The sequence below is a fragment of the Streptomyces sp. NPDC046308 genome (assembly GCF_055588065.1).
This window is the reverse complement of the sequence record NZ_JBVJFB010000003.1, coordinates 498,817-520,137: the sequence shown is the minus strand read 5'-3', so window position 1 is coordinate 520,137 and position 21,321 is coordinate 498,817. Positions and strand designations below refer to the sequence as shown.

The window sequence follows — 21,321 nt, the reverse complement described above, 5'->3', positions numbered from 1 at the left end:
CACCGCATGGCGTCCACCGGCCCAACCGCGAGGCCCGGACGTGTCGGCACCCGGATCGGTCGAGCCGGGCGCGCTGTCGGCAGGTCATCGGACTTGGTGTCCGGTAGCCGGACACTTCATACCGTTGCGGGACAGTTCCGGATTCACACCGGATTCCCCTGCGAGACAGCAGCCTTGAGCATACATGTGGGGGCGCCCCTGTGAGCCAACCCCCACATGTAGTGTCGGCGTGGCTACAGCTTGAGTCGATACGCCAGGAGTGTCAGGCCCGGGATGGGCGCCCAGTCCCGCTCCGGAACGCGTACGAAGCCCAGTCGCGCGTAGATCCGATGGGCGCCGGTCATGCCGCGCTGGGTGGAGAGCACCATGCCCGACACGCCCTCGATCGCCCGCGCCCGCTCGACGCAGGCCCGCACCAGAGCCTCGCCGGCGCCCTGGCCGCGCCCCGCGTGGGCCACGGCGAGCATCCGGAACTCGGCCTCGTCCGGGCCGGCGATGTCGGCGAGCGGACTCCCGGGCGCGGCGAAGGTCACCCCGCCCAGGATCCGCCCGTCGCGCTCGGCGACGAGCACCTCGCCCAGGGCGGCCCGGCCGGCCACGTCACGCAGCACCTTCAGGTACGCGTCGTCCTCGTTGAAGTCCAGGTGCCCGTCGGTGAGATAGGCCTGCGCCGTGATCTCGCCCAGTTCCGCGTACTCGGCGGGCAGCGCCGCCCTGATCACCATGTCCATGCGGTCGAGTGTGCAGGACGCGTGTCGGCGGACGAACACCTGGCGGCGGCGACGTGGTTGCGGCATCGGACGGGTGGGTAGCGGAGGGAATGGGGGGTGCGAAATGGCGCAGAAGGTAGGCGGGTACGTCGCGGTCGGGGGGTCGGTGGCCGCGGTCGTCGGCGCGGGCGTGCTGCTGTGGAACTGGGCGGACGGGAGGCCGTGGACGGCCTGGCCGCTCGTCCTGCTCGGGGCGGGGCTGGTGGCGGCGCTGGTCGGGCTCATACTCCGGCCGGGTCTGGACCGGTGGGCCGACGCGCTGGCCGCCGCCGGTCTGACGGCGTTGGTGCTGGCGGGGGTCCTCACCACGGGCGGCGCGGTGGAGCAGGTCCAGCTCCGGGGGCGGACGACGGAACCGGTGACGGTCGAGCTCAGCGGTTGTCGGGTGACCGGGCAGCACTGGGACGACGGCGCCCCGCCGAAGGACGAGGTCGAGTGCCGGTACGTCTGGTCGGTCGGCGGACGCACCTTCGACGAGGTGCGCCCGGCGGACAAGATGCACCCGGACGGGCACCGGATCCGGCTGTGGGCGTCGCCGGAGGGCGGGGAGCTGGACGACCACGCGTGGCAGTCGGTCGCGGCGATGGGCCTGTCCGCGGCGGTGGTGGACGGGCTGGCGCTCCTGGCCGGTGCGGCGGCGTGGCGCCGGGTGTCGAGGCGGCGGGCCGAGCGAACGGGCGTGGCGGCCGAGCCGGTGCTCGCCGCAGGCCGGGCGGGCACGGGCCGCGAGCGCTGAGGCGCGGGGCCGGTTCGGGGCCGCGAGGTCCCCATACCGAGGCCTGGGCGCCGCTGCTGCTGAGCGTGCGCTGAACACGGGCGAAGGCCCCGCCGGAAGCGTCCGGCGGGGCCTTCGGTGTGCGGGGTGGCTCAGCAGCAGCCGAAGCCCTCGCGGGGGTCCGCCTCGCGGGCGTCCGTGCGGGCGCGTTCGAAGGCGCGGCGGGTGAGGACCTCCGCGTCCGGGTCGTGCGAGCGGGCGTGGGCGACGTACCGGTCGTACGCCGCCTCCCCCGAGAACTCCCGTACGTAGAACCGGGCGCGGGCCAGCACGCCCCGTACGGTGCTCACGCCACCGGCTCCTTGACCTGTCCGCCGCCCGAGTCGAGGCCCGCCGCGGCGAGCTCCGCCCGCTCCTCGGGCGTCGGGATCAGCCCGGCCGGGGCGATGATCTTCGACTCGGTCCACGGGACCTCGGTGAGGGTCGCCGACTCCGGCTTGCGGACGGCCTTCAGGCAGGTCCGGGCCGCGTCCAGGAGCACGATGATGATCAGCAGCGCGAAGAGGGCCGACAGTACGCCGTCCACCGTGGCGTTGGTGACCACGGTGTGCATCTCGTCCATGTTCTTCGCGGGCTTGAGCACCTTCCCGGCGTCGATGCCCTCCTGGTAGGTGCTGCGCTGCGCGAAGAAGCCGATCTTCGGGTTGTCGGAGAAGATCTTCTGGTAGCTGGCGGTGAGCGTCACGGCCACGTCCCAGGCCAGCGGGACGGCCGTCACCCAGGCCCACTTGAGGCGGCCGGACTTCACCAGCAGGGTGGTGCAGACGGCCAGGGCGACCGCGGCGAGGAGCTGGTTCGCGATGCCGAACAGCGGGAACAGCTGGTTGATGCCGCCCAGCGGGTCCTTGACGCCCACCCACAGGAAGTAGCCCCAGGCGCCGACGACGATGGCGCTCGCCAGCCAGACGCCGGGCTTCCAGCTGACGTCCTTGAAGGGCTTGTGCAGGTTGCCGAGGGTGTCCTGGAGCATGAACCGGCCGACTCGGGTGCCCGCGTCGAGGGTGGTGAGGATGAACAGCGCCTCGAACATGATGGCGAAGTGGTACCAGAAGGCCTTCATGCCCGCCCCGCCGATCACCGACGAGAAGATCTCCGACATTCCGAGTGCGAAGGTCGGCGCGCCACCCGTACGGGACAGCAGGCTGGTCTCCTCCACGTCCTTGGCGGCCTGGGCCAGCGCCTCGGGGGAGATGGCGAAGCCGAAGTTGGTGACCGCCTGCGAGGCCGACTCGACGGTGGTGCCGATGACGCCGCCGGGGGAGTTGACCGCGAAGAAGAGGCCGGGCTCGATGATGCAGGCCGCGATGATCGCCATGACGGCGACGAAGGACTCGGTCAGCATCGCGCCGTAGCCGATGACCCGGACCTGGGTCTCCTTCTGGATCATCTTCGGGGTGGTGCCCGAGGCGACCAGCGAGTGGAAGCCGGACAGGGCGCCGCACGCGATGGTGATGAAGACGAAGGGGAACATCGAGCCGGCGAACACCGGGCCGTCGCCGCGCGCGGCGAAGTCCGTGATCGAGGGCATCTTCAGCATCGGCATCGCGATGACCACGCCCAGCGCGAGCAGCGCGATCGTGCCGATCTTCATGAAGGTGGAGAGGTAGTCGCGGGGCGCGAGCAGCATCCACACCGGCAGCACCGACGCGATGAAGCCGTACGCGACCATCCAGATGACCAGCGTCTCCTTCTCCAGCGTGAAGGTGTCCGCGAAGGAGGACTCGGCGACCCAGCCGCCCGCGATGATGGCGACCAGGAGCAGGGCGACACCGATGGTGGAGACCTCGGTGACCCGGCCCGGCCGCAGCACGCGCAGGTAGAAGCCCATGAAGAGGGCGATCGGGATGGTCATGCCGATGGAGAACACGCCCCAGGGGGAGTGTGCCAGGGCGTTGACGATGACCAGCGCGAGCACCGCCAGCAGGATGATCATGATGGCGAACACGGCGACCAGGGCGGCGGCTCCGCCGACGGGGCCGATCTCGTCCCGGGCCATCTGGCCGAGCGAGCGGCCGTCGCGCCGGGTGGAGAAGAACAGCGTGATCATGTCCTGTACCGCGCCGGCGAAGATGACGCCCGCGACGATCCAGATGGTGCCCGGCAGGTACCCCATCTGCGCGGCGAGCACCGGTCCGACGAGCGGGCCGGCGCCGGCGACGGCGGCGAAGTGGTGGCCGAAGAGCACCCGGCGGTCGGTGGGATGGAAGTCGACACCGTTGTCAAGGCGCTCGGCGGGGGTGGCCCGCGTCTTGTCCACCCTGAGCACGCGGTCCGCGATGAAGCGCGCGTAGAAGCGGTATCCGATGGCGTACGAGCCCAGCGCGGCGGCGAGCAGCCACGCGGCCGAGATCTCCTCGCCGCGCGAGAGCGCCAGCACGCCCCAGCCGAGGGCGCCGACGAGTCCGACGAGCACCCACACGGCGATGGACTTGGGAGAGGGCGAGCCGGGCGTGGTGCCCGGACTCGCCGCGTCCCGTTCTGTCCCTGTTGCTTCCGGTTCAGGCATGACCTCGTCCCCTCGTCGATCATCTGCGTAAGGGCAGGGAATCTACGGGGAATTGCCCGGTCAGCGTAAGGGTCCGTCCGCATTCCGGTATGTGAAGGAATTCGGTAGGCCGGGAGCCGGCGGGCGGGGCCGGGCGGCCTCGGACGGGGCCGAACGTTCGAGGTCAGACGGCGGGGCGCTTGAGCCGGGCGACGAACTTGTACCGGTCCCCGCGGTACACCGACCGCACCCACTCCACCGGTTCGCCGTCGGCGTCCAGGGAGTGCCGCGACAGCATCAGCATCGGCAGGCCGACGTCGGTGCCGAGCAGTCCGGCCTCGCGCGGGGTGGCCAGCGAGGTCTCGATCGTCTCCTCGGCCTCGGCCAGGTGGACGTCGTAGACCTCCGCGAGGGCGGTGTAGAGGGAGGTGTACTTGGCCAGTGAGCGGCGCAGCGCGGGGAAGCGCTTGGCCGACAGGTGCGTGGTCTCGATGGCCATCGGCTCGCCGCTGGCCAGGCGCAGCCGTTCGATGCGCAGGACCCGTCCGCCGGTGGTGATCTTGAGCAGTCCGGCGAGGGTGTCGTCGGCCGTCACGTAGCCGATGTCGAGGAGCTGGGAGGTCGGTTCGAGACCCTGGGCCCGCATGTCCTCCGTGTACGAGGTGAGTTGCAGGGCCTGGGAGACCTTGGGCTTGGCGACGAAGGTGCCTTTGCCCTGGATCCGCTCCAGTCGTCCCTCTACGACCAGTTCCTGGAGGGCCTGCCGGACGGTGGTCCGCGAGGTGTCGAATTCGGCCGCGAGCGTGCGCTCCGGCGGGACCGGGGTGCCGGGCGGCAGTGTCTCGGTCATGTCGAGCAAGTGCCGCTTGAGTCGGTAGTACTTGGGAACGCGCGCCGTGCGGGTGGCCGCCCCGCCTTCCGGCTCCGTGGTCGCCCCTTCGGTGGCCATCGCCGCCCGCCTTCCCGACTCCAGTTTCGCTGCCGTCACCGGCTCCTCCGATATGTGCGGTCACATGGTGACACGTAAGGGGGGACAGGCCTTCTCTCTCCCCAGGTGTCGGTCCGATAACGGACCGGGCACCCGCTCATTAGACCCTTGACACCCCTAAAGGTCTAGGCCAAGCTCCAGCTACTGGTCTAAACCAATATGGATCAGATCCCGGCCCCACGGCAGTACTTCGCGTATGTCACCGCGGCGGGCGAGGGAAGTGCAGGCAGGCATCCCTGAGGAGGGTGGCGTGAAGCGCAAGCTCATCGCGGCGGTCAGTGTCGCGGGCATGATGGTCGGAGTCGCGGCGTGCGGCGACGGCGGCGACGACAAGGCGAAGACCGACGCGGGTGGCGCCAAGGAGATCACCGTCTGGGTGATGGACGGCTCCGCGCCCAAGGCCTGGATCGACGAGGTCAACAAGGAGTTCTCGGCCAAGCACCCCGGTGTCACGGTCAAGGTCGAAGAGCAGAAGTGGACCGGCATCCAGGAGAAGGTCACCACGGCCCTCTCCGAGAACAACCCGCCGGACGTCCTGGAGCTCGGCAACACCCAGACCGCCGGCTACGCGGTCACCGGCGGCCTCGCCGACCTGACGAAGGACAAGGCCAAGCTCGGCGCCGACGCCTGGCAGAAGAGCATGCTCGCCTCGGCCGAGATCGACGGCAAGCTCTACTCCGCCCCGTGGTACGCCGCCAACCGCGTCGTCATCTACGACAAGAAGGCCTACGAGAAGGCCGGCGTCACCCCGCCGAAGACCCGCGACGAGTGGATCGCCGGTCTGGAGAAGCTGAAGGCGGCCGACCCGGCCTCGCAGCCGATCTACCTGCCCGGCCAGAGCTGGTACGTCCTCGCGGGCTTCGTCTGGGACGAGGGCGGCGACCTCGCCGTCAAGGACGGCTCCAAGTGGAAGGGCGGACTCGGCACCCCGCAGGCCGCTTCCGCCGTGGAGTTCTACAAGAAGCTCCAGTCCTTCTCCACCGCCCCCAAGGACAAGGACGAGGCCAACCCGCAGCAGTCCACCGACATCGTCCCCAAGGGTGGCGTCGCCTCCTGGATCGGTCTCGGCTGGGAGGCCGGCGGCGCCGAGAAGGCCCTGAAGGACGCGGGCAAGGAGGCCGACTTCGGCTACTTCCCGATCCCCGGCAAGACCGCGGACAAGACCAGCACCGTCTTCCTCGGCGGCTCGAACCTCGCGATCGCCGAGCGCTCCAAGAACAAGGAGCTCGCCAAGGAGTGGCTGGCCCTCGCCGCCGGCAAGGACCAGATGACCAAGTACGCCGCCGAGACCAAGGGCGCGCTGCTGCCGAACCAGGCCGGCGCGAACTTCACCCCGGCCGCCGGCTCCTTCGCCGAGGCCATGGGCAAGGCCGGCGTCAACGGCAAGATCACTCCGGTCACCGCGGGCTGGGCGAACGTCGAGACCGAGCCGAACCCCATCAAGGAGTTCATGACCAAGGTCCTGAACGGTGAGGACCCCGCCAAGGCGGGCGCGGACGCGGACAAGGAAATCGCGAACCGCATCAACAAGTAGTCCCACCCGGCAGTTCACGCACCACCCAGCAGTGTGAGCGCACTGGGGGCACGGCAGGCGCCAGGCCGCCGCCGTGCCCCCCGTCGCGCATTTGACTCCACAGTCAACCGCGAGGAAGCCACGCCATGACCGTGCACTCCCAGGGAGCGATGACCGACGCTCCACAGGACGCACCACAGAAGTCCGCCGGACGGCCCGTGAGGTCCGCGTCCCCCACCAGCCCCGGTCCCAAGTCTCCTCGCGGGGGCGGAAGGTCGCTCCCCTCGGGGTGGCTGCCCTACCTGCTGGTCGGGCCCGCGGTGCTCGCCCTCGCGACACTGCTGCTGTACCCGCTGGTCAAGAACGTGATCCTGTCCTTCCAGGACATCAACAAGATCGAGTTCATCCAGCGGAAGTACCCCTTCGCGGGATTCTCCAACTACACCGAGCTGATCGTCGACGCGGACTTCTGGACCGTCGTCGTCCGCAGCTTCGCCTTCACCGCCGCCAACGTCGTGCTGATCATGGTGCTCGGCAGCCTCATCGGCATCCTGCTGAACCGGCTCGGCAAGAAGATGCGCCTGGTCCTCTCGATGGCGCTGGTGATGGCCTGGGCCATGCCCATCGTGGCCTCCGTCCAGGTCTTCAAGTGGCTGTTCGACGAGCAGTTCGGCGTCATGAACTGGGTGATGCGCACCGCCGGCTTCGCCGGTTACGAGCAGCACAACTGGATGCAGACCGGCCTCTCCACCCTGACGATCGTCACCGTCCTGGTGGTCTGGGGCTCCATCCCCTTCGTCGCCCTCAACATGTACGCCGGACTGACCACGGTCGGGGCCGAGCTGTACGAGGCCGCCCGGATGGACGGCGCCAACGGCTGGCAGACCTTCTGGAAGATCGTCTTCCCGAACCTCAAGCCGTTCTTCCTCATCACCACGTTCCTCGAGGTGATCTGGGTGTTCAAGGCCTTCACCCAGGTCTACGCCATGAACAAGGGCGGCCCCGACCGCGGCTCCGAGATCCTCCCGGTCTTCGCCTACGTCGAGGGCCAGAGCCAGGCCCACTACGGCCTGGCCGCCGCGATCTCCGTCCTGACGATCCTGATCCTCGTGGTCGTCATGTCCTTCTACTTCCGCCTGATCCTGAAGCAGGAGGAGGAGCAGTGAGCAGCCCCACCACCACCGCGCCGAAGCCCGCGCAGCAGCTCCGCAAGCGCCGGCCGGTCCGCCCCGCCGCCGTGGCCAAGAACCTCGGCGCGCTCCTCCTCGCCCTGGTCTTCGTCTTCCCCGTGTACTGGATGTTCTCCTCGGCCCTCAAGCCGTCGAGCCAGATGCTCACGAAGGACCCGGTCTTCGTCTTCACCCCGACGCTCGACAACTTCAGCAAGGCCACCGGGGTCTCCAACTTCTGGACGTACGTCACCAACAGCGTCCTGGTCACCGTCGGCGCCGTCGCGCTGGCCCTGCTCGTCGCCCTCGCCGCGAGCTTCGCCATCGCCCGCATGCGGTTCAAGGGCCGCAAGGGCCTCGTCCTCACCGTGATGATGGCCCAGATGGCCCCCTGGGAGGTCATGGTCATCGCGATGTACATGATCGCCCGCGACGGCGAGATGCTGAACAGCCTCCCGCTGCTCACCGCGATCTACTTCGTGATGATCCTCCCCTTCACCATCTGGACCCTGCGCGGCTTCATCGCCGCCGTCCCGGTGACCTTGGAGGAGGCCGCCCAGATCGACGGCTGCACCCGCGGCCAGGCCTTCCGCAAGGTGATCTTCCCGCTGCTGGCCCCCGGCCTGATGTCCACCTCGCTCTTCGGCTTCATCACGGCCTGGAACGAGTTCGCCATGGTCCTGATCCTGAACAAGGACAAGAGCGCGCAGACCCTGCCGCTGTGGCTGACCGAGTTCATGACGGCCTTCGGCAACGACTGGGGCGCCACCATGGCCGCGTCCTCGCTCTTCGCGGTCCCGGTCCTGCTCATCTTCATCTTCCTCCAGCGCAAGGCCGTCGGCGGGATGACCGCCGGCGCCGTGAAGGGATAACGGCCGCCATGACTGTCCTTGCGCACCGGAGCGACACGCTCACCCGGGACGCCCTCGCGGTCCTCCAGCCCGGCTTCGAGGGCACCACCGCCCCCGCCTGGCTGCTGCGCCGGGTCGGCGAAGGCCTGACCGCCGTCGGCCTGTTCGGCCGCAACATCGCCTCGCCCGAGCAGCTCGCCGCACTGACCGCGCAGCTGCGCGCCGAACGGGACGACGTCCTGGTCGCCATCGACGAGGAGGGCGGTGACGTCACCCGCCTGGAGGTCCGCGGCGGCTCGTCCTTCCCCGGCAACCTGGCCCTCGGCGCCGTCGACGACACCGGCCTCACCCGGGACGTGGCCCGCGAGCTGGGCCGCCGCCTCGCCGAGTGCGGGGTCAACCTCAACTGGGCCCCGTCCGCCGACGTCAACTCCAACCCGGACAACCCCGTCATCGGCGTACGGTCCTTCGGCGCCGACACCCACCTCGCCGCCCGGCACACCGCCGCCTACGTCGAGGGCCTGCAGGCCTCCGGCGTCGCCGCGTGCACCAAGCACTTCCCGGGCCACGGCGACACCAGCGTCGACTCGCACCACGCCCTGCCGCGCATCGACGTCGACCTGGACACCCTCCAGGCCCGCGAGCTGATCCCCTTCAAGGCGGCCATCGAGGCCGGCACCAAGGCCGTGATGAGCGCGCACATCCTGGTGCCCGCCCTCGACCCGACCCGCCCGGCCACGCTCAGCCCGCAGATCCTGACCGGCCTGCTGCGCAAGGAGCTCGGCTACGAGGGCCTCATCGTCACCGACGGCATGGAGATGAACGCCATCGCCGGGACGTACGGGATCGAGCGCGGCTCGGTCCTCGCCATCGCGGCGGGCGCCGACGCCATCTGTGTCGGCGGCGGACTCGCCGACGAGGCCACGGTCCTGCGGCTGCGCGACGCGCTGGTCGCGGCCGTACGCGAGGGCACGCTCCCCGAGGAGCGCCTCGCCGACGCCGCCGCCCGCGTCCGCGAGCTCGCCGCGTGGACCCTCCGGGCCCGGCCGGACGCGCGGCCGGAGGGGAGCCGCGCGTCCGGCATCGGGCTGGCGGCGGCCCGCCGCGCCGTCGCCGTCACCGGTGCGCCGCGGCCGCTCTCCGCCCCGTACGTGGCGACGCTGACCCCGGTCGCGAACATCGCGGTGGGCGACGAGACCCCGTGGGGCGTGGCCGCCGAACTGGCGTCGCTGCTCCCGGGCACGGAGGCGGGCGCCTACCCGGAGGGCGCCGCGGCGGCGGACATCCTGGCGGCGGCGGGGGACCGCACGGTGGTCGCGGTGGTCCGCGACGCGCACCGGCACGCGTGGATGGCGGAGGCCGTGGAAGCGCTGGTCGCTGCGCGGCCGGACACGGTGGTGGTCGAGATGGGCCTCCCCCGGGCGGAGCCCCGTGGAGCCCTCCACATCGCCACCCACGGCGCCTCCCGCGTCTGCGGCCGGGCCGCGGCGGAGGTCATCGCGGGGGCGTAGCCCGGCGGTTGCCGCTGCGCGGTGCATCCCGGGCTCTGCCCGGACCCGGTCCTCAAACGCCGGACGGGCTGAAGTACAGCCCCGCCGGGCACATCCGGCCCCGCCGGCGTTTGAGGCGCGGGTCCGGGCTGCGTCCGGGAGGCCCCGCGCAGCGGCTGCCCGTGCGCGACACGAAGGGCCGGACCCCCAACTCCGGGGGTCCGGCCCTTCGGCGTGCCGGTGCGGCTACAGGCCCTGCCAGGCGGGCTTGTTGGCGTACGTGTGCCGGAAGTAGTCCGCCAGCTTCAGCTTCGACGCGGCGGCCTCGTCCACGACGACGGTCGCGTGCCGGTGCAGCTGCAGCGCGGACGCCGGGACCAGCGCGGACAGCGGGCCCTCGACGGTCTGCGCGACCGCCTCGGCCTTGCCCTCGCCCGTGGCCAGGAGGACCAGGTGGCGGGCGTCGAGGATGGTGCCGATGCCCTGGGTGATGACGTGGTGCGGCACCTGGTCCAGGTCGTTGTCGAAGAAGCGCGCGTTGTCCACGCGGGTCTGCTCCGTCAGCGTCTTGATCCGGGTGCGGGAGGCGAGCGAGGAGCACGGCTCGTTGAAGCCGATGTGGCCGTCCGTACCGATGCCGAGCAGCTGGAGGTCGACGCCGCCGGCCTCGGCGAGGGCCCGGTCGTACGCCTCGCACGCGCCGACTATGTCCTCGGCCGAGCCGTCGGGCCCCATGAAGGAGGCCTCGGACAGGCCGAGCGGTTCGACGACCTCGCGGAGCACGACGGCCCGGTAGGACTCGGGGTGCCCGGCCGGCAGGCCGACGTACTCGTCGAGCTGGCAGATGCGCGCCCGCGAGGCGTCGACCTGACCGGCCCTGACCTTGGCCGCGAGGGCTTCGTAGACGGGCAGCGGGGTAGAGCCGGTCGCCACGCCGAGCAGGGCGTCGGGCTTGCGCCGCACCAGGGCCGCCATGGCCTCCGCGATGAGCTCGCCGCCTGCCTTGGCGTCCGGGACGATGACAACTTCCACGCTGGGCCTGCCGATCTGGAGTGGTGGTGTGGTATAGACCAATCTAGCAGAGGCCGACGCCCGTGGCGGGGGTCTCGCCGTATCCATCGTCATCCGGATCCGGGCCCCGGGCCCGTCGGCGAGAAGCCCCCGGCTCCCTACATCAGCGAGAGTTGGAGCCCGCCCGTCGCGTCCAGGTGCTGGCCCGTGACCCAGCGGGAGTCCGCCGAGGCCAGGAACGCCACCACGTCCGCGACCTCCTGCGCCGTGCCCACCCGGTGGAAGACCGAGCGGGCCGCCAGGTGGGCCCGGGTCCCCGCGTCCGCGAGCAGGCCCGCGTTCAGGTCCGTCTCGGTGATCCCGGGCCCCACCGAGTTCACGGTGATCCCGCGCGGGGCCAGCTCGGCGGCGAGGGAGCGGGTCATCGCGTTCGCCGCGCCCTTCGCCATGACCGTCGCCAGGATGGCCGGCAGGGCGATCTCCGGCGTGCCGGTCACGTTCACGATCCGGCCCCCGTCCCGCAGCCGCGCCAGCCCGTACTTGATCACGAAGAAGGGCGCCTTGGCGTTGAGGGCGTGCGCCCGGTCGTACGTCTCCTCGTCCGTCCCCTCGATCCCCGCGAAGGTCGCCGCCCCCGCGTTGTTGACCAGGACGTCCACGCCCTCGGTGTGCGCGGGATGGGCCTCGTACGCCGCCCAGAGCGCCCGTGCGTCCCCGGGGACCCCGAGCTCGGCCCCGATGGCGAAGGCGCGCCCGCCGGCCGCCTCGATGCCCGCCACCGTCTCCCGCGCCGCCGCCTCGTCGCGCCCGTAGTGCACCGCCACCAGCGCCCCGTCCCTGGCCAGCCGCTCGGCCACGGCCCGCCCGATGCCCCGGCTGCCGCCCGTGACCAGCGCCGTCTTCCCCTTGAGCACGCCCATGACGCGCCCCCCTCCGTAATCGATAGTGGTCGCTACAGAAAGGGACCGTACCAGATTCCCTAGCGCCCGCTATAGAATGCGGCCATGGTGACCGGACAGCGCGGCAGACCCCGTTCCTTCGACCGCGACGCCGCCCTCGACAAGGCGATGACCGCCTTCTGGGAGCGCGGTTACGAGGCGACCTCCATCTCCGACCTGACCGCCCTGCTCGGCATCAGCGCACCCAGCCTCTACGCGGCCTTCGGCGACAAGCGCAGGCTCTTCGAAGAGGTCGTGACCGTGTACGGCGGCCGCTACGGGGACTTCGCGGGCGTGGCGCTGGCCGAGGAGCCCACCGCCCGGGCCGCCGTCGAGCGCATCCTGCGCGAGGCGGCCGGGGTGTACACCGACCCGGCCCACCCGCGCGGCTGCCTGGTGATCAGCGCCGCGATCAACACCACCTCGGACGAGGTGGCGGCCGCCCTGCGCGAGCGGCGCAACGCCAACCTGGAGATGTTCGAGAGCCGGATCCGCGCCGACATGGCCACCGGTGAGCTGCCCGCGGACACGGACGCGCGGGCGCTGGCCCGGTACGCCGGGGCGGTGCTCCAGGGGATGTCCCAGCAGGCGCGCGACGGGGCGGGCCGGGAGGAGCTGGAGGCGGTCGCGGCGCGGGCCCTGCTGGCCTGGCCGCCGGCGTAGGGCCCGGAAAAGGCCCCGAAATTCCTCTGGGCCACGGTGCAGGACGGGACCCTCAACCCGTCCGGCACCGTAGCCCGGAGTACTAACGGCCGACAGGTGTGCGGTTCCCGACGGCCGGTGGGAGGTGCCTGCGCGGTCAGGGCAGAGCGCGCGGCTTACCTCGATCCGTCCTCCTGTGCGGGGAGGACGGAAGCTTAGTCAATTGTGGACTAGACCATTCTGTTCTGTCCATCCAATGACGGGACGTGGAAACCCGTCGCTTCCTCCAACAGTACGCGGCCTGTGGCCCTCCTGGATACTCCTGAGTACCGCCGTGGGGAAAGTCATCACGCGTACCCGGGGTACGCTCGCAACGTGCCCTCCATGAACGACCTCGTACGCCAGCACACCGCTCTCGGTGAAACCGACCTGGAGTGGCTCCACCTGCTGGTCTCGGAGTGGCAACTGCTCTCCGACCTGTCCTTCGCCGACCTCGTGCTGTGGGTGCCCACCCTCGACGGCACGCGGTACGTCTCCGTCGCCCAGATGCGCCCGAACACCGGGCCCACCTCGTACCAGGACGACATGGTCGGCCACCTCGTCCCGCGCGGCCGCCGCCCGCTCCTGGACGCGGCGCTCGACGAGGGCCGGATCGTGCGCGAGGGCGACCCGGAGTGGCGCGAGGAGGTGCCGGTCCGCGTCGAGTCGATCCCCGTCCGCCGCGAGGGACGGGTACTGGGAGTGATCGCCCGCAACACCAACCTGCTCACCGTGCGTACACCGAGCCGGCTGGAGCTGACTTACCTCCAGTCCGCCTCCGACCTGGCCCAGATGATCGCCGCGGGCTCCTTCCCGTTCCCCGGCCAGCAGGTCGACATGGACGCCTCCCCGCGCGTCGGGGACGGCCTGATCCGGCTCGACGCCGACGGCGTGGTCACCTACGCGTCGCCGAACGCGCTCTCCGCCTACCACCGGCTCGGCCTCGCCTCCGACCTGGTCGGGCAGCACCTGGGCAACACCACCGCCGAACTCGCCCCCTCCCGCGGCCCGGTGGACGAGGCCCTGGTCAAACTCGCCAGCGGCTGGGCCCCCAGGGAGACCGAGATCGAGGGGAACGGCGGGGTCATCCAGCTGCGCGCGATCCCCCTCAAGCCGAAGGGGACGCGGATCGGCTCCCTGGTGCTCTGCCGCGACGTCACCGAACTGCGCCGTCGCGAACGTGAACTCATCACCAAGGACGCGACCATCCGGGAGATCCACCACCGGGTGAAGAACAACCTCCAGACGGTGGCCGCGCTCCTGCGGCTCCAGGCCCGCCGAATGGATTCTCCACAGGGCCGCGAGGCGCTCAACGAGGCCGTCCGCCGCGTCGGTTCGATCGCGATCGTGCACGAGACGCTGTCTCAGAACCTCGACGAGCGGGTCGAGTTCGACGAGATCGCCGACCGCGTGATCGCGATGGTCTCGGAGATCTCGCCGGGCAAGGTCGACTGCCGGCGCACCGGCCGCTTCGGGATCCTGGACGCGGAGGTCGCGACCCCGCTGTCGATGGTGCTGACCGAGATCCTGCAGAACGCCCTGGAGCACGCCTTCACCCAGGGCGAGCGGGGGACCGTGGAGGTGGCCGCCACCCGCACCGGCACCGGCCGCACCGACGGGCGGCTGCTGATCACCGTGCTCGACGACGGCAGCGGTCTGCCCGAGGGGTTCGATCCCCAGCGGGCCGGCAACCTCGGGCTGCAGATCGTACGCACCCTCGTGGAGGGCGAGCTCGGCGGAACGTTCGACATGGTCCCGGCGCAGCCGCGCGGCACCAAGGTCGTCCTCGACCTGCCGTCGAGCCCGCAGAAGTAGCCGTACCGGTAACACTCCGTCACCTGGGGTGGCGCCCGAGCCGCCGCGGGAACATCACTCGGTGTGACCGGAAAAGCACTGAGCCCCGGACCGATTGGTGATCGGTCCGGGGCTCAAGAGCACGTTGCTGAGCGCTTGTTCGGGTACTACGCGCTGCGCGTCGAGGCTCGAAAGTCGTTGTCAGGCGCTGGCGTTGCGCGCCCGGTTGCGAGCGGCGCGGCGCTTCATGGCGCGGCGCTCGTCCTCGCTGAGGCCGCCCCAGACGCCGGAGTCCTGACCGGACTCGAGCGCCCACTGCAGGCACTGCTCCATGACGGGGCAACGGCGGCAGACGGCCTTGGCTTCCTCGATCTGCAGCAGCGCAGGACCGGTGTTGCCGATGGGGAAGAAGAGTTCCGGGTCTTCCTCGCGGCAAACGGCGTTGTGACGCCAGTCCATGGCTGCTCCATCTCCTTGTATTGCGGGCACTTTGCTTGTGAATGTGAACGCTTTCACGAATCCCCCCGTGAGGGAAGGGCGACCGCCCGGTTTCACGCGGGTGATCAGTCAGAGATTCGTGGAGGGGTTCTGGCGATCTGTGTGGGTGCCGGGTTGTGCGGGCTGTCCCGATCGCCATGAAGAGATTCGCAAACCTCGGACGGGGATACAACCCCTTCCGGAAAGTTTTTTTTGATTCGTCGGTGTCTACTAGGTCACAGCCCTACATCGTGAGGGTGGACCGGCGTGTAAACGTTCGAGTGAAAGGCCTTCTGGCCCTTCTACTCACACAATCACACGCAGTGCACGGCGTACGCCTGTGAACCGAACGCTGGTCCGCAGTCCGAGGTGGTCTCCGTCCATCTGGAACGGAAGGGGAACCTTCGAATGCAAGGTGAAGTCGGTCAGATCGTGCAGAGACACCGCGTGCTTGCCGTGCGGACCCCGCTCAGGAGTGGAGGTCAGGAGCTGTGTCGCGTAGCGCGCGACCGCCGGAGTTGACAAACGGTCGAGCGCCAATACGTCAAGTGCGGTATCGAACGACGCGTCGGGAGAGGCATAAAGCGGACGATTGCCCAGATACGTCCAAGGTGACGTGTTGCACACTATCGACAGCACCAGATCCGTCACCGGATCCGCGCCGGGGCGCTCCAGCGTCACCGTGCCGTGCCGCCGGTTGGGCTCCTCCCAGAACTGGCGCATCAGCTGTCGTACATACAGGGCGTGCGTCGAACGCTTGCCGCGCTCCCGCTGCTGCTCGACCCGCCCCACCACGCCCGCGTCGAAGCCGAAGCCCGCGCAGAAGGTGAACCAGCGCGCCGGGACCGACTCGTCCTCCGTGCCCGGGGTGCCGGCCGCCAGACCCAGGCCGACCGTCCGCTCCCGCTGCTCGCGCAGCGCGTCCAGCAGGGCGCCGGTCGCCTCGACCGCGTCGTTGGGCAGCCCCAGGGCGCGCGCGAACACATTGGTGGAACCGCCGGGCACCACGGCCAGCCGGGGCAGCCGGTCCGGATCGGGCCCGTCGTGGAGGAGACCGTTGACCACCTCGTTGACCGTGCCGTCGCCGCCGAGCGCGACGACGAGGTCGAGCCCCTCGTGCGCGGCCCTGCGCCCCAGGTCCCGGGCGTGCCCGCGGTACTCGGTGGTCACCGCCTCCAGCTTCATCTCGCTGGCCAGGGCGTGGGTCAGGACGTCACGCGTGCGCGCACTGGTGGTCGTCGCTGCTGGGTTGGCCACGAGAAGTGCACGCATGAGCGCCAGACTACCCACCCCGTCTCCCGCCGACCCTACTGCCCGTCCCCCTCGGGGTCCGGGGCCCGCCGCTACCCTGCTGGAGTGAGTAAGAAGCAGCCTGCGCAGGCCCCCGCCCCCACCGTCGCACCGCCCGCCGGGCTGCCCGGCCGGCTGACCGCCGCCGCCGCGCTCACCGCGCTGGAGGGTCTGGCGCTGGCCGGCCTCGGCGTCTACATGGTGTTCGTCGGCATCGCCGGCGACCCCGACTCCCCGCAGCAGGCCGAGACGGGCGGGATCACCCTGCTCGCCCTCGCCGCGCTGCCGCTGATCGCGGCCCGCGGGCTGCGCCTGGGCCGCCGCTGGAGCCGCGGACCGGCGCTGATCACCCAGCTGATGGCGCTGCCGGTGGCCTGGACCCTCTTCAGCACCGGCGGCGCGATGATCGCCGCCGCGGTGGCCCTGGCCGTGGCCGCGGTGGCCGTCGTCGCACTCCTGGTCAACCCGACGGCGACCGAGGCGCTCGGTATCGGGCCCGGCGAGCAGGCCCGATAGCCGGACGTCCGGCGCCTGGCCCTACTCCTCCACCAGCAGCTTCTCGCGGAGCTGGGCCAGGGTGCGGGCCAGCAGCCGGGAGACGTGCATCTGGGAGATGCCGACCTCCTGGGCGATCTGCGACTGGGTCATGTTGCCGAAGAAGCGAAGCAGCAGAATCCGCTTCTCCCGCGGAGGCAGTCCCTCCAACAGCGGCTTGAGGGACTCGCGGTACTCGACGCCCTCCAGCGCCTCGTCCTCCGCGCCCAGGGTGTCCGCGACCGCCGGCGACTCGTCGTCGGTGTCCGGGACGTCCAACGAGAGCGTGCTGTAGGCATTGGCCGATTCCAGCCCCTCCAGCACCTCCTCCTCGGAGATCCCCAGCCGTTCGGCCAGTTCGTGCACCGTGGGGGAGCGGCCGTGCTGCTGGGAGAGCTCGGCCGTGGCCGTCGTCAGCGAGAGCCGCAGCTCCTGCAGCCGCCGGGGCACCCGAACCGCCCAGCCCTTGTCACGGAAGTGGCGCTTGATCTCGCCGACCACCGTGGGCGTGGCGTACGTGGAGAACTCGACCCCGCGGTCGGGGTCGAACCGGTCCACCGATTTGATGAGGCCGATCGTGGCGACCTGGGTCAGGTCGTCCAGCGGCTCACCGCGGTTGCGGAAACGCCTGGCCAGGTGTTCGACCAGCGGCAGGTGCATCCGTACGAGCCGGTTGCGCAGCTCCGCCTTCTCCGCCGACCCGTCGGGCAGCGCCCGCAGCTCGATGAAGAGGGCCCGCGCGCCACTGCGGTCGCGCGGATCCGGCAGCGCCGGGGTCACCGGGAACACCGGAGCCGCCGGCGCCACGGGGGCCGCGGCCTCCGGTGGCTGTGGTTGGTCGTGCTGGTTCTCGCTCATAGGGCCCGCCCGTCGCTCCGCCGAGTCCAAAAAGCCGTCTTCCGCATCCGCGTCAGCCGGGTGCGGCCGGGCGTGCTGCTGCTCCGGGATGCCGCCGTCGACCTCGTGCCGTACCCGGGGCCGATCCCCGCCCCGCACCGGGATCTCCCCGCCGCTCACGCCGGGCCTGGCCCCGCGCCGCGCTGTTTGTAGAGGCTGATGCTCACCGTCCGGTTCTCCTCGACCGTGGCCTCGACCTTGCCGGCCAGTGCCGACAGGACCGTCCACGCGAACGTGTCACGCTCCGGTGCGCGTCCGTCGGTGGTGGGCGCCGAGACGGTCACCTCCAGCGAATCGTCGATCAGCCGGAACACGCAACTGAGGACGGAGCCCGGCACGGCCTGCTGGAGCAGGATCGCGCAGGCTTCGTCCACCGCGATGCGGAGGTCCTCGATCTCGTCGAGGGTGAAGTCCAAACGTGCTGCGAGACCGGCCGTGGCCGTGCGCAACACCGACAGGTAGGCACCCGCAGCGGGCAGCCGGACTTCCACGAAGTCCTGAGTCCCGGGCTCGCCTGCGATCTGGGACACCCTCACCTCCAAGGTGGTACGAGCTCTGTTCGCCGGTGACGCTATCGCGATCCGGGTGATCGTGTCGCGGCACCCCTCGTGGCGCCCGCTTGGACACCCGCCTGCGGCCAGTGACTGATGGTAAGCCCATGGGTACGCACAGTGGCTAGGGGTCTGCGGGGCTCAAATCGGGGGAACCGGCGGAGGGTTGACCTACCCCCGCCTCAGACGATCGAACCGTCGACAAAACACCATCGCCAGGTCTCGCCCGGTTCGAAGCTCCGCATGACCGGATGACCGGTCTCCTGGTGGTGTGCGGTGGCGTGCCGGTAGGGGGAGGAGTCGCAACAGGCCACATACCCGCACCCCAGACACATCCGCAGCTGCACCGGATGGCTGCCGAGGGCCAGACATTCGGCACAGGTCTGGGCAGAGGGGACCGGCTCGGGGCGCGGCAGTTCGGCAACGTGGGTGCACTCGCTCATGATGACCAGCGTAGGGCCGCGGTGCGGACACGCGACGGATGAGGGTGGATCTTCGATGGAGGTATTGCCGCTGGTGGGGCTCGTCGCGGGCAGCGCGGCCGTGGCGGGGCTGGCCCGCCGTACGCCCGTGCCCGCGCCGCTGATGCTCGTCGCCGTGGGCCTGCTGGCCGGGTACCTCCCGGGCGTGCCCCCGTACACCCTCGACCCGCACATCGTCCTGCCGCTGCTGCTGCCGCCCCTTCTCTACACGGCCGCCGTCGACAGCTCGTACCTGGACCTGCGGGCCAACATCCGGCCGATCGCGCTGCTGTCGGTGGGCTACGTGCTCTTCGCGACGCTCGTCGTCGGGTACGCGGCGTACCTGCTGGTGCCGGGGCTGTCCGTGCCGGTGGCCCTGGTGCTGGGCGCGGTGATCGCGCCGCCCGACGCGGTCGCCGCCACCGCCATCGCCCGCAAGCTCGGGCTGCCGAACCGGATGACGACCATCCTGCAGGGCGAGTCCCTGGTGAACGACGCCACCGCGATCACCGCCTACAAGGTGGCGCTGGCCGCCGCGGTCGGGGTGAGCGCCGGCTGGGCGGGCGGGATCGCGGAGTTCCTGCTGGCCTCGGTGGGCGGTGTGGGCGTCGGCCTGGTGCTGATGGTGCCGATCCACCACCTGCGCAAACGGCTCAAGGAGCCGCTGCTCCAGAACACGCTCTCCCTGCTGATCCCCTTCGTGGCCTACGCGGCGGCCGAGCGGGTGCACGCCTCCGGAGTGCTGGCGGTGGTCGTGGTCGCGCTGTACCTCGGACACCGGAACTGGCAGGTCGACTTCGCCACCCGGCTCCAGGAGGAGGCGGTGTGGAAGGTGGTCGCCTTCGTGCTGGAGTCGGTGGTCTTCGCGCTGATCGGGCTCCAGCTGCCGGTGGTCCTGAAGGGGCTGGACGAGTACGAGGGCCTGCACGCGGCCTGGTACGCGATCGCCGTGTTCCTCGTGGTGGTGGTCGCCCGCTTCCTGTGGGTGTTCCCGGCGACCTTCGTGCCGCGCTGGGTCTCGGAGCGGATCCGCTCGAGGGAGACGGACACCGACTGGAAGGCCCCGGTGATCGTGGGCTGGGCCGGGATGCGCGGAGTCGTCTCGCTGGCCATCGCCTTCTCGGTGCCGATCTCGGTGCCCCACCGGAACCTGATCCTCTTCCTGACCTTCACGACGGTCATCGGGACGCTGGTGGTGCAGGGGCTGACGCTGCCGCCGCTGATCAGCGCGCTGAAGCTGCCGCCGAAGGACGTGCAGGCCGAGACGCTCGCGGAGGCGCAGGCGCAGAGCGAGGCCTCGCGGGCGGCGGACGAGCGGCTGGCCGAGCTGCTGGAGGAACCGGAGAACAGCACCCTGCCGCCGCCGCTGGCGGAGCGGCTGCGGACGGTGCTGGAGCGGCGGCGCAACGCGGTGTGGGAACGGCTGGGCGAGGTCAACCCGCTGACGGGGGAGTCCGCGGACGACATCTACCGGCGGCTCGCGCGGGAGATGATCGCGGCGGAGCGGGAGGTCTTCGTCGCGCTGCGGGACCGGCGGCGGATCGACGACGAGATGCTGCGGGGCCTGCTGCGCCGGCTGGACCTGGAGGAGGCGGCGGCGTACCGCGAGGCGACGTGACGGGCCGCGGTCCGGCCTCGCCGCCGTGCGGGCGCCGGGGCTGCGGGCGGCGGCTACGGACGGCGGCTACGGACGGCGGCTACGGGCGGCCGGTGACCACCGCGGCCAGGGTCGTGCCGTGGGAGAAGGCGCCGGAGGCCGTGAGCTCGGTCAGGGCCCAGAGCAGCTTGGCCACGTAGATCCGCTCCACCGCGAGGCCGTGACGGGACCCGAAGTCGGCGGCGAAGGCCTCCAGGGCGGCCGGGACGCGGGCGTAGCCGCCGTGGTGGAACCCCTCGGCCAGGGACCAGTCGCCGGCCGGGCCACCGAAGGCGGCCCGCTGGAGGGAACGTATCTCCGCGTCCAGGAAACCGCCCGCCAGGACCGGTACGCCGAGCGCCCGCTGCCCCGGGGCCAGGCCGGCCGCCAGGCCCGCCAGCGTCCCGCCGGTGCCGCAGGCCACGGCCACCACGCCGGCCGCGCCCCGCAGCTCGCGGCCGAGCCCGGCGCAGCCGTGCAGGGCGAGGGCGTTGCTGCCGCCCTCGGGGACCACGTACGCACCGGCCGCGCCCGCCCCGTCCACCAGCCGCGCCAGTGCCAGCGGCTCCGCCTTGCGGCGGTACTCCGCACGGGAGACGAAGTGCAGCCGCATGCCGTCGGCGGCGCAGCGGGCGAGGGAGTCGTTCAGCGGCCGCCCGGCGAGCTCGTCGCCGCGCACGATGCCGACGGTCCGCAGACCCAGCAGCCGCCCGGCGGCCGCGGTGGCCCGCAGGTGGTTGGAGTACGCCCCGCCGAAGGTGACCAGCGTGTCGTGCCCCGCCTCCACGGCGGCCCGCAGGTTCGGCGCGAGCTTGCGCCACTTGTTGCCCGGCAGCTCCGGATGGACGAGGTCGTCCCGCTTCAACAGCAGGCGGACGCCGTGCCGCTCGAACCTGTCGTCACGGATCTCCTGCAACGGGGACGGCGGGCGCGGCTGCAAGAGCACGTCAACGTTCGCGGGGCGGTTCACCCGTCCATTGTGGGGCGCTCCTGCCCGTGCCGTCGCACGT

The 21,321-nt window shown here is 71.1% G+C and carries 21 protein-coding genes and 1 riboswitch; of the genes, 9 read left to right on the top strand and 12 right to left on the bottom strand.

Annotated elements, in window-relative coordinates; genetic code table 11:
* Positions 1-61 precede the first annotated feature (61 nt).
* Positions 62-192: riboswitch (cobalamin riboswitch) on the bottom strand.
* Positions 193-233: 41 nt separating this feature from the next.
* Complete coding sequence (locus ACZ6JT_RS16160; RefSeq protein ID WP_469210319.1) at positions 234-731, bottom strand: GNAT family N-acetyltransferase; 498 nt, start codon at positions 729-731, stop codon at positions 234-236.
* Between the two features lie 103 nt (positions 732-834).
* Here ACZ6JT_RS16160 and ACZ6JT_RS16155 point away from each other — a divergent pair, with 103 nt between their 5' ends.
* Entirely contained in the window at positions 835-1,506 is a 672-nt protein-coding gene (locus ACZ6JT_RS16155; protein WP_469210317.1) for a hypothetical protein, read from the top strand.
* Positions 1,507-1,637: 131 nt separating this feature from the next.
* Here the strand turns inward: ACZ6JT_RS16155 and ACZ6JT_RS16150 are convergent, their stop codons facing one another.
* The 3 genes from ACZ6JT_RS16150 to ACZ6JT_RS16140 form a co-directional block, all read right to left on the bottom strand.
* A complete protein-coding gene (locus ACZ6JT_RS16150) occupies positions 1,638-1,835 on the bottom strand; it encodes a CstA-like transporter-associated (seleno)protein (RefSeq protein WP_469210315.1) in 198 nt (65 codons plus the stop codon).
* Positions 1,832-4,051, bottom strand: coding sequence for a carbon starvation CstA family protein (locus ACZ6JT_RS16145; RefSeq protein ID WP_469210313.1), 2,220 nt, complete (start codon positions 4,049-4,051; stop codon positions 1,832-1,834). Before ACZ6JT_RS16145 ends, ACZ6JT_RS16150 begins: the two co-directional genes overlap by 4 nt.
* A 163-nt stretch (positions 4,052-4,214) precedes the next feature.
* Positions 4,215-4,979 (bottom strand): GntR family transcriptional regulator, encoded by a 765-nt coding sequence (locus ACZ6JT_RS16140; RefSeq protein WP_030016685.1) that lies wholly within the window; start codon positions 4,977-4,979, stop codon positions 4,215-4,217.
* A 289-nt stretch (positions 4,980-5,268) separates the two neighbouring features.
* Between ACZ6JT_RS16140 and ACZ6JT_RS16135 the strand changes: the two genes are divergently transcribed.
* From ACZ6JT_RS16135 to ACZ6JT_RS16120, 4 genes are all read left to right on the top strand, one after another.
* Complete coding sequence (locus ACZ6JT_RS16135) at positions 5,269-6,552, top strand: extracellular solute-binding protein (RefSeq protein ID WP_469210311.1); 1,284 nt, start codon at positions 5,269-5,271, stop codon at positions 6,550-6,552.
* 125 nt (positions 6,553-6,677) lie between these two features.
* A complete protein-coding gene (locus ACZ6JT_RS16130; protein WP_469210309.1) occupies positions 6,678-7,697 on the top strand; it encodes a carbohydrate ABC transporter permease in 1,020 nt (339 codons plus the stop codon).
* Positions 7,694-8,572, top strand: a complete 879-nt coding sequence (locus ACZ6JT_RS16125; protein WP_469210307.1) for a carbohydrate ABC transporter permease — start codon at positions 7,694-7,696, stop codon at positions 8,570-8,572. The genes ACZ6JT_RS16130 and ACZ6JT_RS16125 overlap by 4 nt, the downstream gene beginning before the upstream one ends.
* Positions 8,573-8,580: 8 nt before the next feature.
* Positions 8,581-10,062 carry a glycoside hydrolase family 3 protein gene (locus ACZ6JT_RS16120; RefSeq protein WP_469210305.1) on the top strand — a complete coding sequence of 494 codons (1,482 nt, stop codon included), beginning with the start codon at positions 8,581-8,583 and terminating at the stop codon, positions 10,060-10,062.
* Positions 10,063-10,287: 225 nt separating this feature from the next.
* On the opposite strand, the gene nagB is transcribed toward ACZ6JT_RS16120, so the two are convergent.
* Positions 10,288-11,073: a glucosamine-6-phosphate deaminase gene (nagB, locus tag ACZ6JT_RS16115; protein WP_469210303.1), complete on the bottom strand. Its 786-nt coding sequence runs from the start codon at positions 11,071-11,073 to the stop codon at positions 10,288-10,290.
* 137 nt (positions 11,074-11,210) lie between these two features.
* Positions 11,211-11,972 (bottom strand): SDR family oxidoreductase, encoded by a 762-nt coding sequence (locus ACZ6JT_RS16110; protein ID WP_469210301.1) that lies wholly within the window; start codon positions 11,970-11,972, stop codon positions 11,211-11,213.
* Between the two features lie 84 nt (positions 11,973-12,056).
* On the opposite strand from ACZ6JT_RS16110, the gene ACZ6JT_RS16105 reads away from it, so the two are divergent.
* Positions 12,057-12,653 (top strand): TetR/AcrR family transcriptional regulator, encoded by a 597-nt coding sequence (locus ACZ6JT_RS16105; protein WP_469210299.1) that lies wholly within the window; start codon positions 12,057-12,059, stop codon positions 12,651-12,653.
* A gap of 363 nt (positions 12,654-13,016) precedes the next feature.
* The gene (locus ACZ6JT_RS16100; protein WP_469210722.1) at positions 13,017-14,486 is read left to right on the top strand and encodes a sensor histidine kinase; all 1,470 of its coding nucleotides are present in this window, start codon (positions 13,017-13,019) and stop codon (positions 14,484-14,486) included.
* 180 nt (positions 14,487-14,666) lie between these two features.
* On the opposite strand, the gene ACZ6JT_RS16095 is transcribed toward ACZ6JT_RS16100, so the two are convergent.
* Together ACZ6JT_RS16095 and ACZ6JT_RS16090 are read right to left on the bottom strand one after the other, a co-directional pair.
* A complete protein-coding gene (locus ACZ6JT_RS16095; RefSeq protein ID WP_003953983.1) occupies positions 14,667-14,924 on the bottom strand; it encodes a WhiB family transcriptional regulator in 258 nt (85 codons plus the stop codon).
* A 324-nt stretch (positions 14,925-15,248) separates the two neighbouring features.
* Positions 15,249-16,214, bottom strand: a complete 966-nt coding sequence (locus ACZ6JT_RS16090) for a diacylglycerol/lipid kinase family protein (protein ID WP_469210297.1) — start codon at positions 16,212-16,214, stop codon at positions 15,249-15,251.
* Positions 16,215-16,298: 84 nt separating this feature from the next.
* Here ACZ6JT_RS16090 and ACZ6JT_RS16085 point away from each other — a divergent pair, with 84 nt between their 5' ends.
* On the top strand, positions 16,299-16,748 hold the full coding sequence (locus ACZ6JT_RS16085) for a hypothetical protein (RefSeq protein ID WP_469210295.1): 450 nt from the start codon (positions 16,299-16,301) through the stop codon (positions 16,746-16,748).
* A gap of 21 nt (positions 16,749-16,769) precedes the next feature.
* Here ACZ6JT_RS16085 and ACZ6JT_RS16080 read toward each other — a convergent pair whose 3' ends face one another.
* The 3 genes from ACZ6JT_RS16080 to ACZ6JT_RS16070 form a co-directional block, all read right to left on the bottom strand.
* Positions 16,770-17,768: an RNA polymerase sigma factor SigF gene (locus tag ACZ6JT_RS16080; protein ID WP_385816920.1), complete on the bottom strand. Its 999-nt coding sequence runs from the start codon at positions 17,766-17,768 to the stop codon at positions 16,770-16,772.
* Between the two features lie 11 nt (positions 17,769-17,779).
* A complete protein-coding gene (locus ACZ6JT_RS16075) occupies positions 17,780-18,193 on the bottom strand; it encodes an ATP-binding protein (protein WP_030012703.1) in 414 nt (137 codons plus the stop codon).
* A 203-nt stretch (positions 18,194-18,396) separates the two neighbouring features.
* Positions 18,397-18,657 (bottom strand): UBP-type zinc finger domain-containing protein, encoded by a 261-nt coding sequence (locus ACZ6JT_RS16070; protein WP_469210292.1) that lies wholly within the window; start codon positions 18,655-18,657, stop codon positions 18,397-18,399.
* Positions 18,658-18,712: 55 nt separating this feature from the next.
* On the opposite strand from ACZ6JT_RS16070, the gene ACZ6JT_RS16065 reads away from it, so the two are divergent.
* Positions 18,713-20,293, top strand: coding sequence for a Na+/H+ antiporter (locus ACZ6JT_RS16065; protein WP_469210290.1), 1,581 nt, complete (start codon positions 18,713-18,715; stop codon positions 20,291-20,293).
* Between the two features lie 79 nt (positions 20,294-20,372).
* Here ACZ6JT_RS16065 and ACZ6JT_RS16060 read toward each other — a convergent pair whose 3' ends face one another.
* Positions 20,373-21,281, bottom strand: a complete 909-nt coding sequence (locus tag ACZ6JT_RS16060; protein ID WP_469210288.1) for a 1-aminocyclopropane-1-carboxylate deaminase/D-cysteine desulfhydrase — start codon at positions 21,279-21,281, stop codon at positions 20,373-20,375.
* Positions 21,282-21,321: the final 40 nt, after the last annotated feature.

Bases quoted from the DNA above. Each gene is read 5' to 3' on its own strand.
- ACZ6JT_RS16105 (WP_469210299.1), top strand. From the start codon at position 12,057: ATGGTGACCGGACAGCGCGGCAGACCCCGTTCCTTCGACCGCGACGCC.
- ACZ6JT_RS16140 (WP_030016685.1), bottom strand. From the start codon at position 4,979: ATGGCCACCGAAGGGGCGACCACGGAGCCGGAAGGCGGGGCGGCCACC.
- ACZ6JT_RS16155 (WP_469210317.1), top strand. From the start codon at position 835: ATGGCGCAGAAGGTAGGCGGGTACGTCGCGGTCGGGGGGTCGGTGGCC.
- ACZ6JT_RS16130 (WP_469210309.1), top strand. From the start codon at position 6,678: ATGACCGTGCACTCCCAGGGAGCGATGACCGACGCTCCACAGGACGCA.
- ACZ6JT_RS16095 (WP_003953983.1), bottom strand. From the start codon at position 14,924: ATGGACTGGCGTCACAACGCCGTTTGCCGCGAGGAAGACCCGGAACTC.
- ACZ6JT_RS16065 (WP_469210290.1), top strand. From the start codon at position 18,713: ATGGAGGTATTGCCGCTGGTGGGGCTCGTCGCGGGCAGCGCGGCCGTG.
- ACZ6JT_RS16090 (WP_469210297.1), bottom strand. From the start codon at position 16,214: ATGCGTGCACTTCTCGTGGCCAACCCAGCAGCGACGACCACCAGTGCG.
- ACZ6JT_RS16145 (WP_469210313.1), bottom strand. From the start codon at position 4,051: ATGCCTGAACCGGAAGCAACAGGGACAGAACGGGACGCGGCGAGTCCG.
- ACZ6JT_RS16070 (WP_469210292.1), bottom strand. From the start codon at position 18,657: ATGAGCGAGTGCACCCACGTTGCCGAACTGCCGCGCCCCGAGCCGGTC.
- ACZ6JT_RS16160 (WP_469210319.1), bottom strand. From the start codon at position 731: ATGGACATGGTGATCAGGGCGGCGCTGCCCGCCGAGTACGCGGAACTG.
- ACZ6JT_RS16110 (WP_469210301.1), bottom strand. From the start codon at position 11,972: ATGGGCGTGCTCAAGGGGAAGACGGCGCTGGTCACGGGCGGCAGCCGG.
- ACZ6JT_RS16120 (WP_469210305.1), top strand. From the start codon at position 8,581: ATGACTGTCCTTGCGCACCGGAGCGACACGCTCACCCGGGACGCCCTC.
- ACZ6JT_RS16100 (WP_469210722.1), top strand. From the start codon at position 13,017: ATGAACGACCTCGTACGCCAGCACACCGCTCTCGGTGAAACCGACCTG.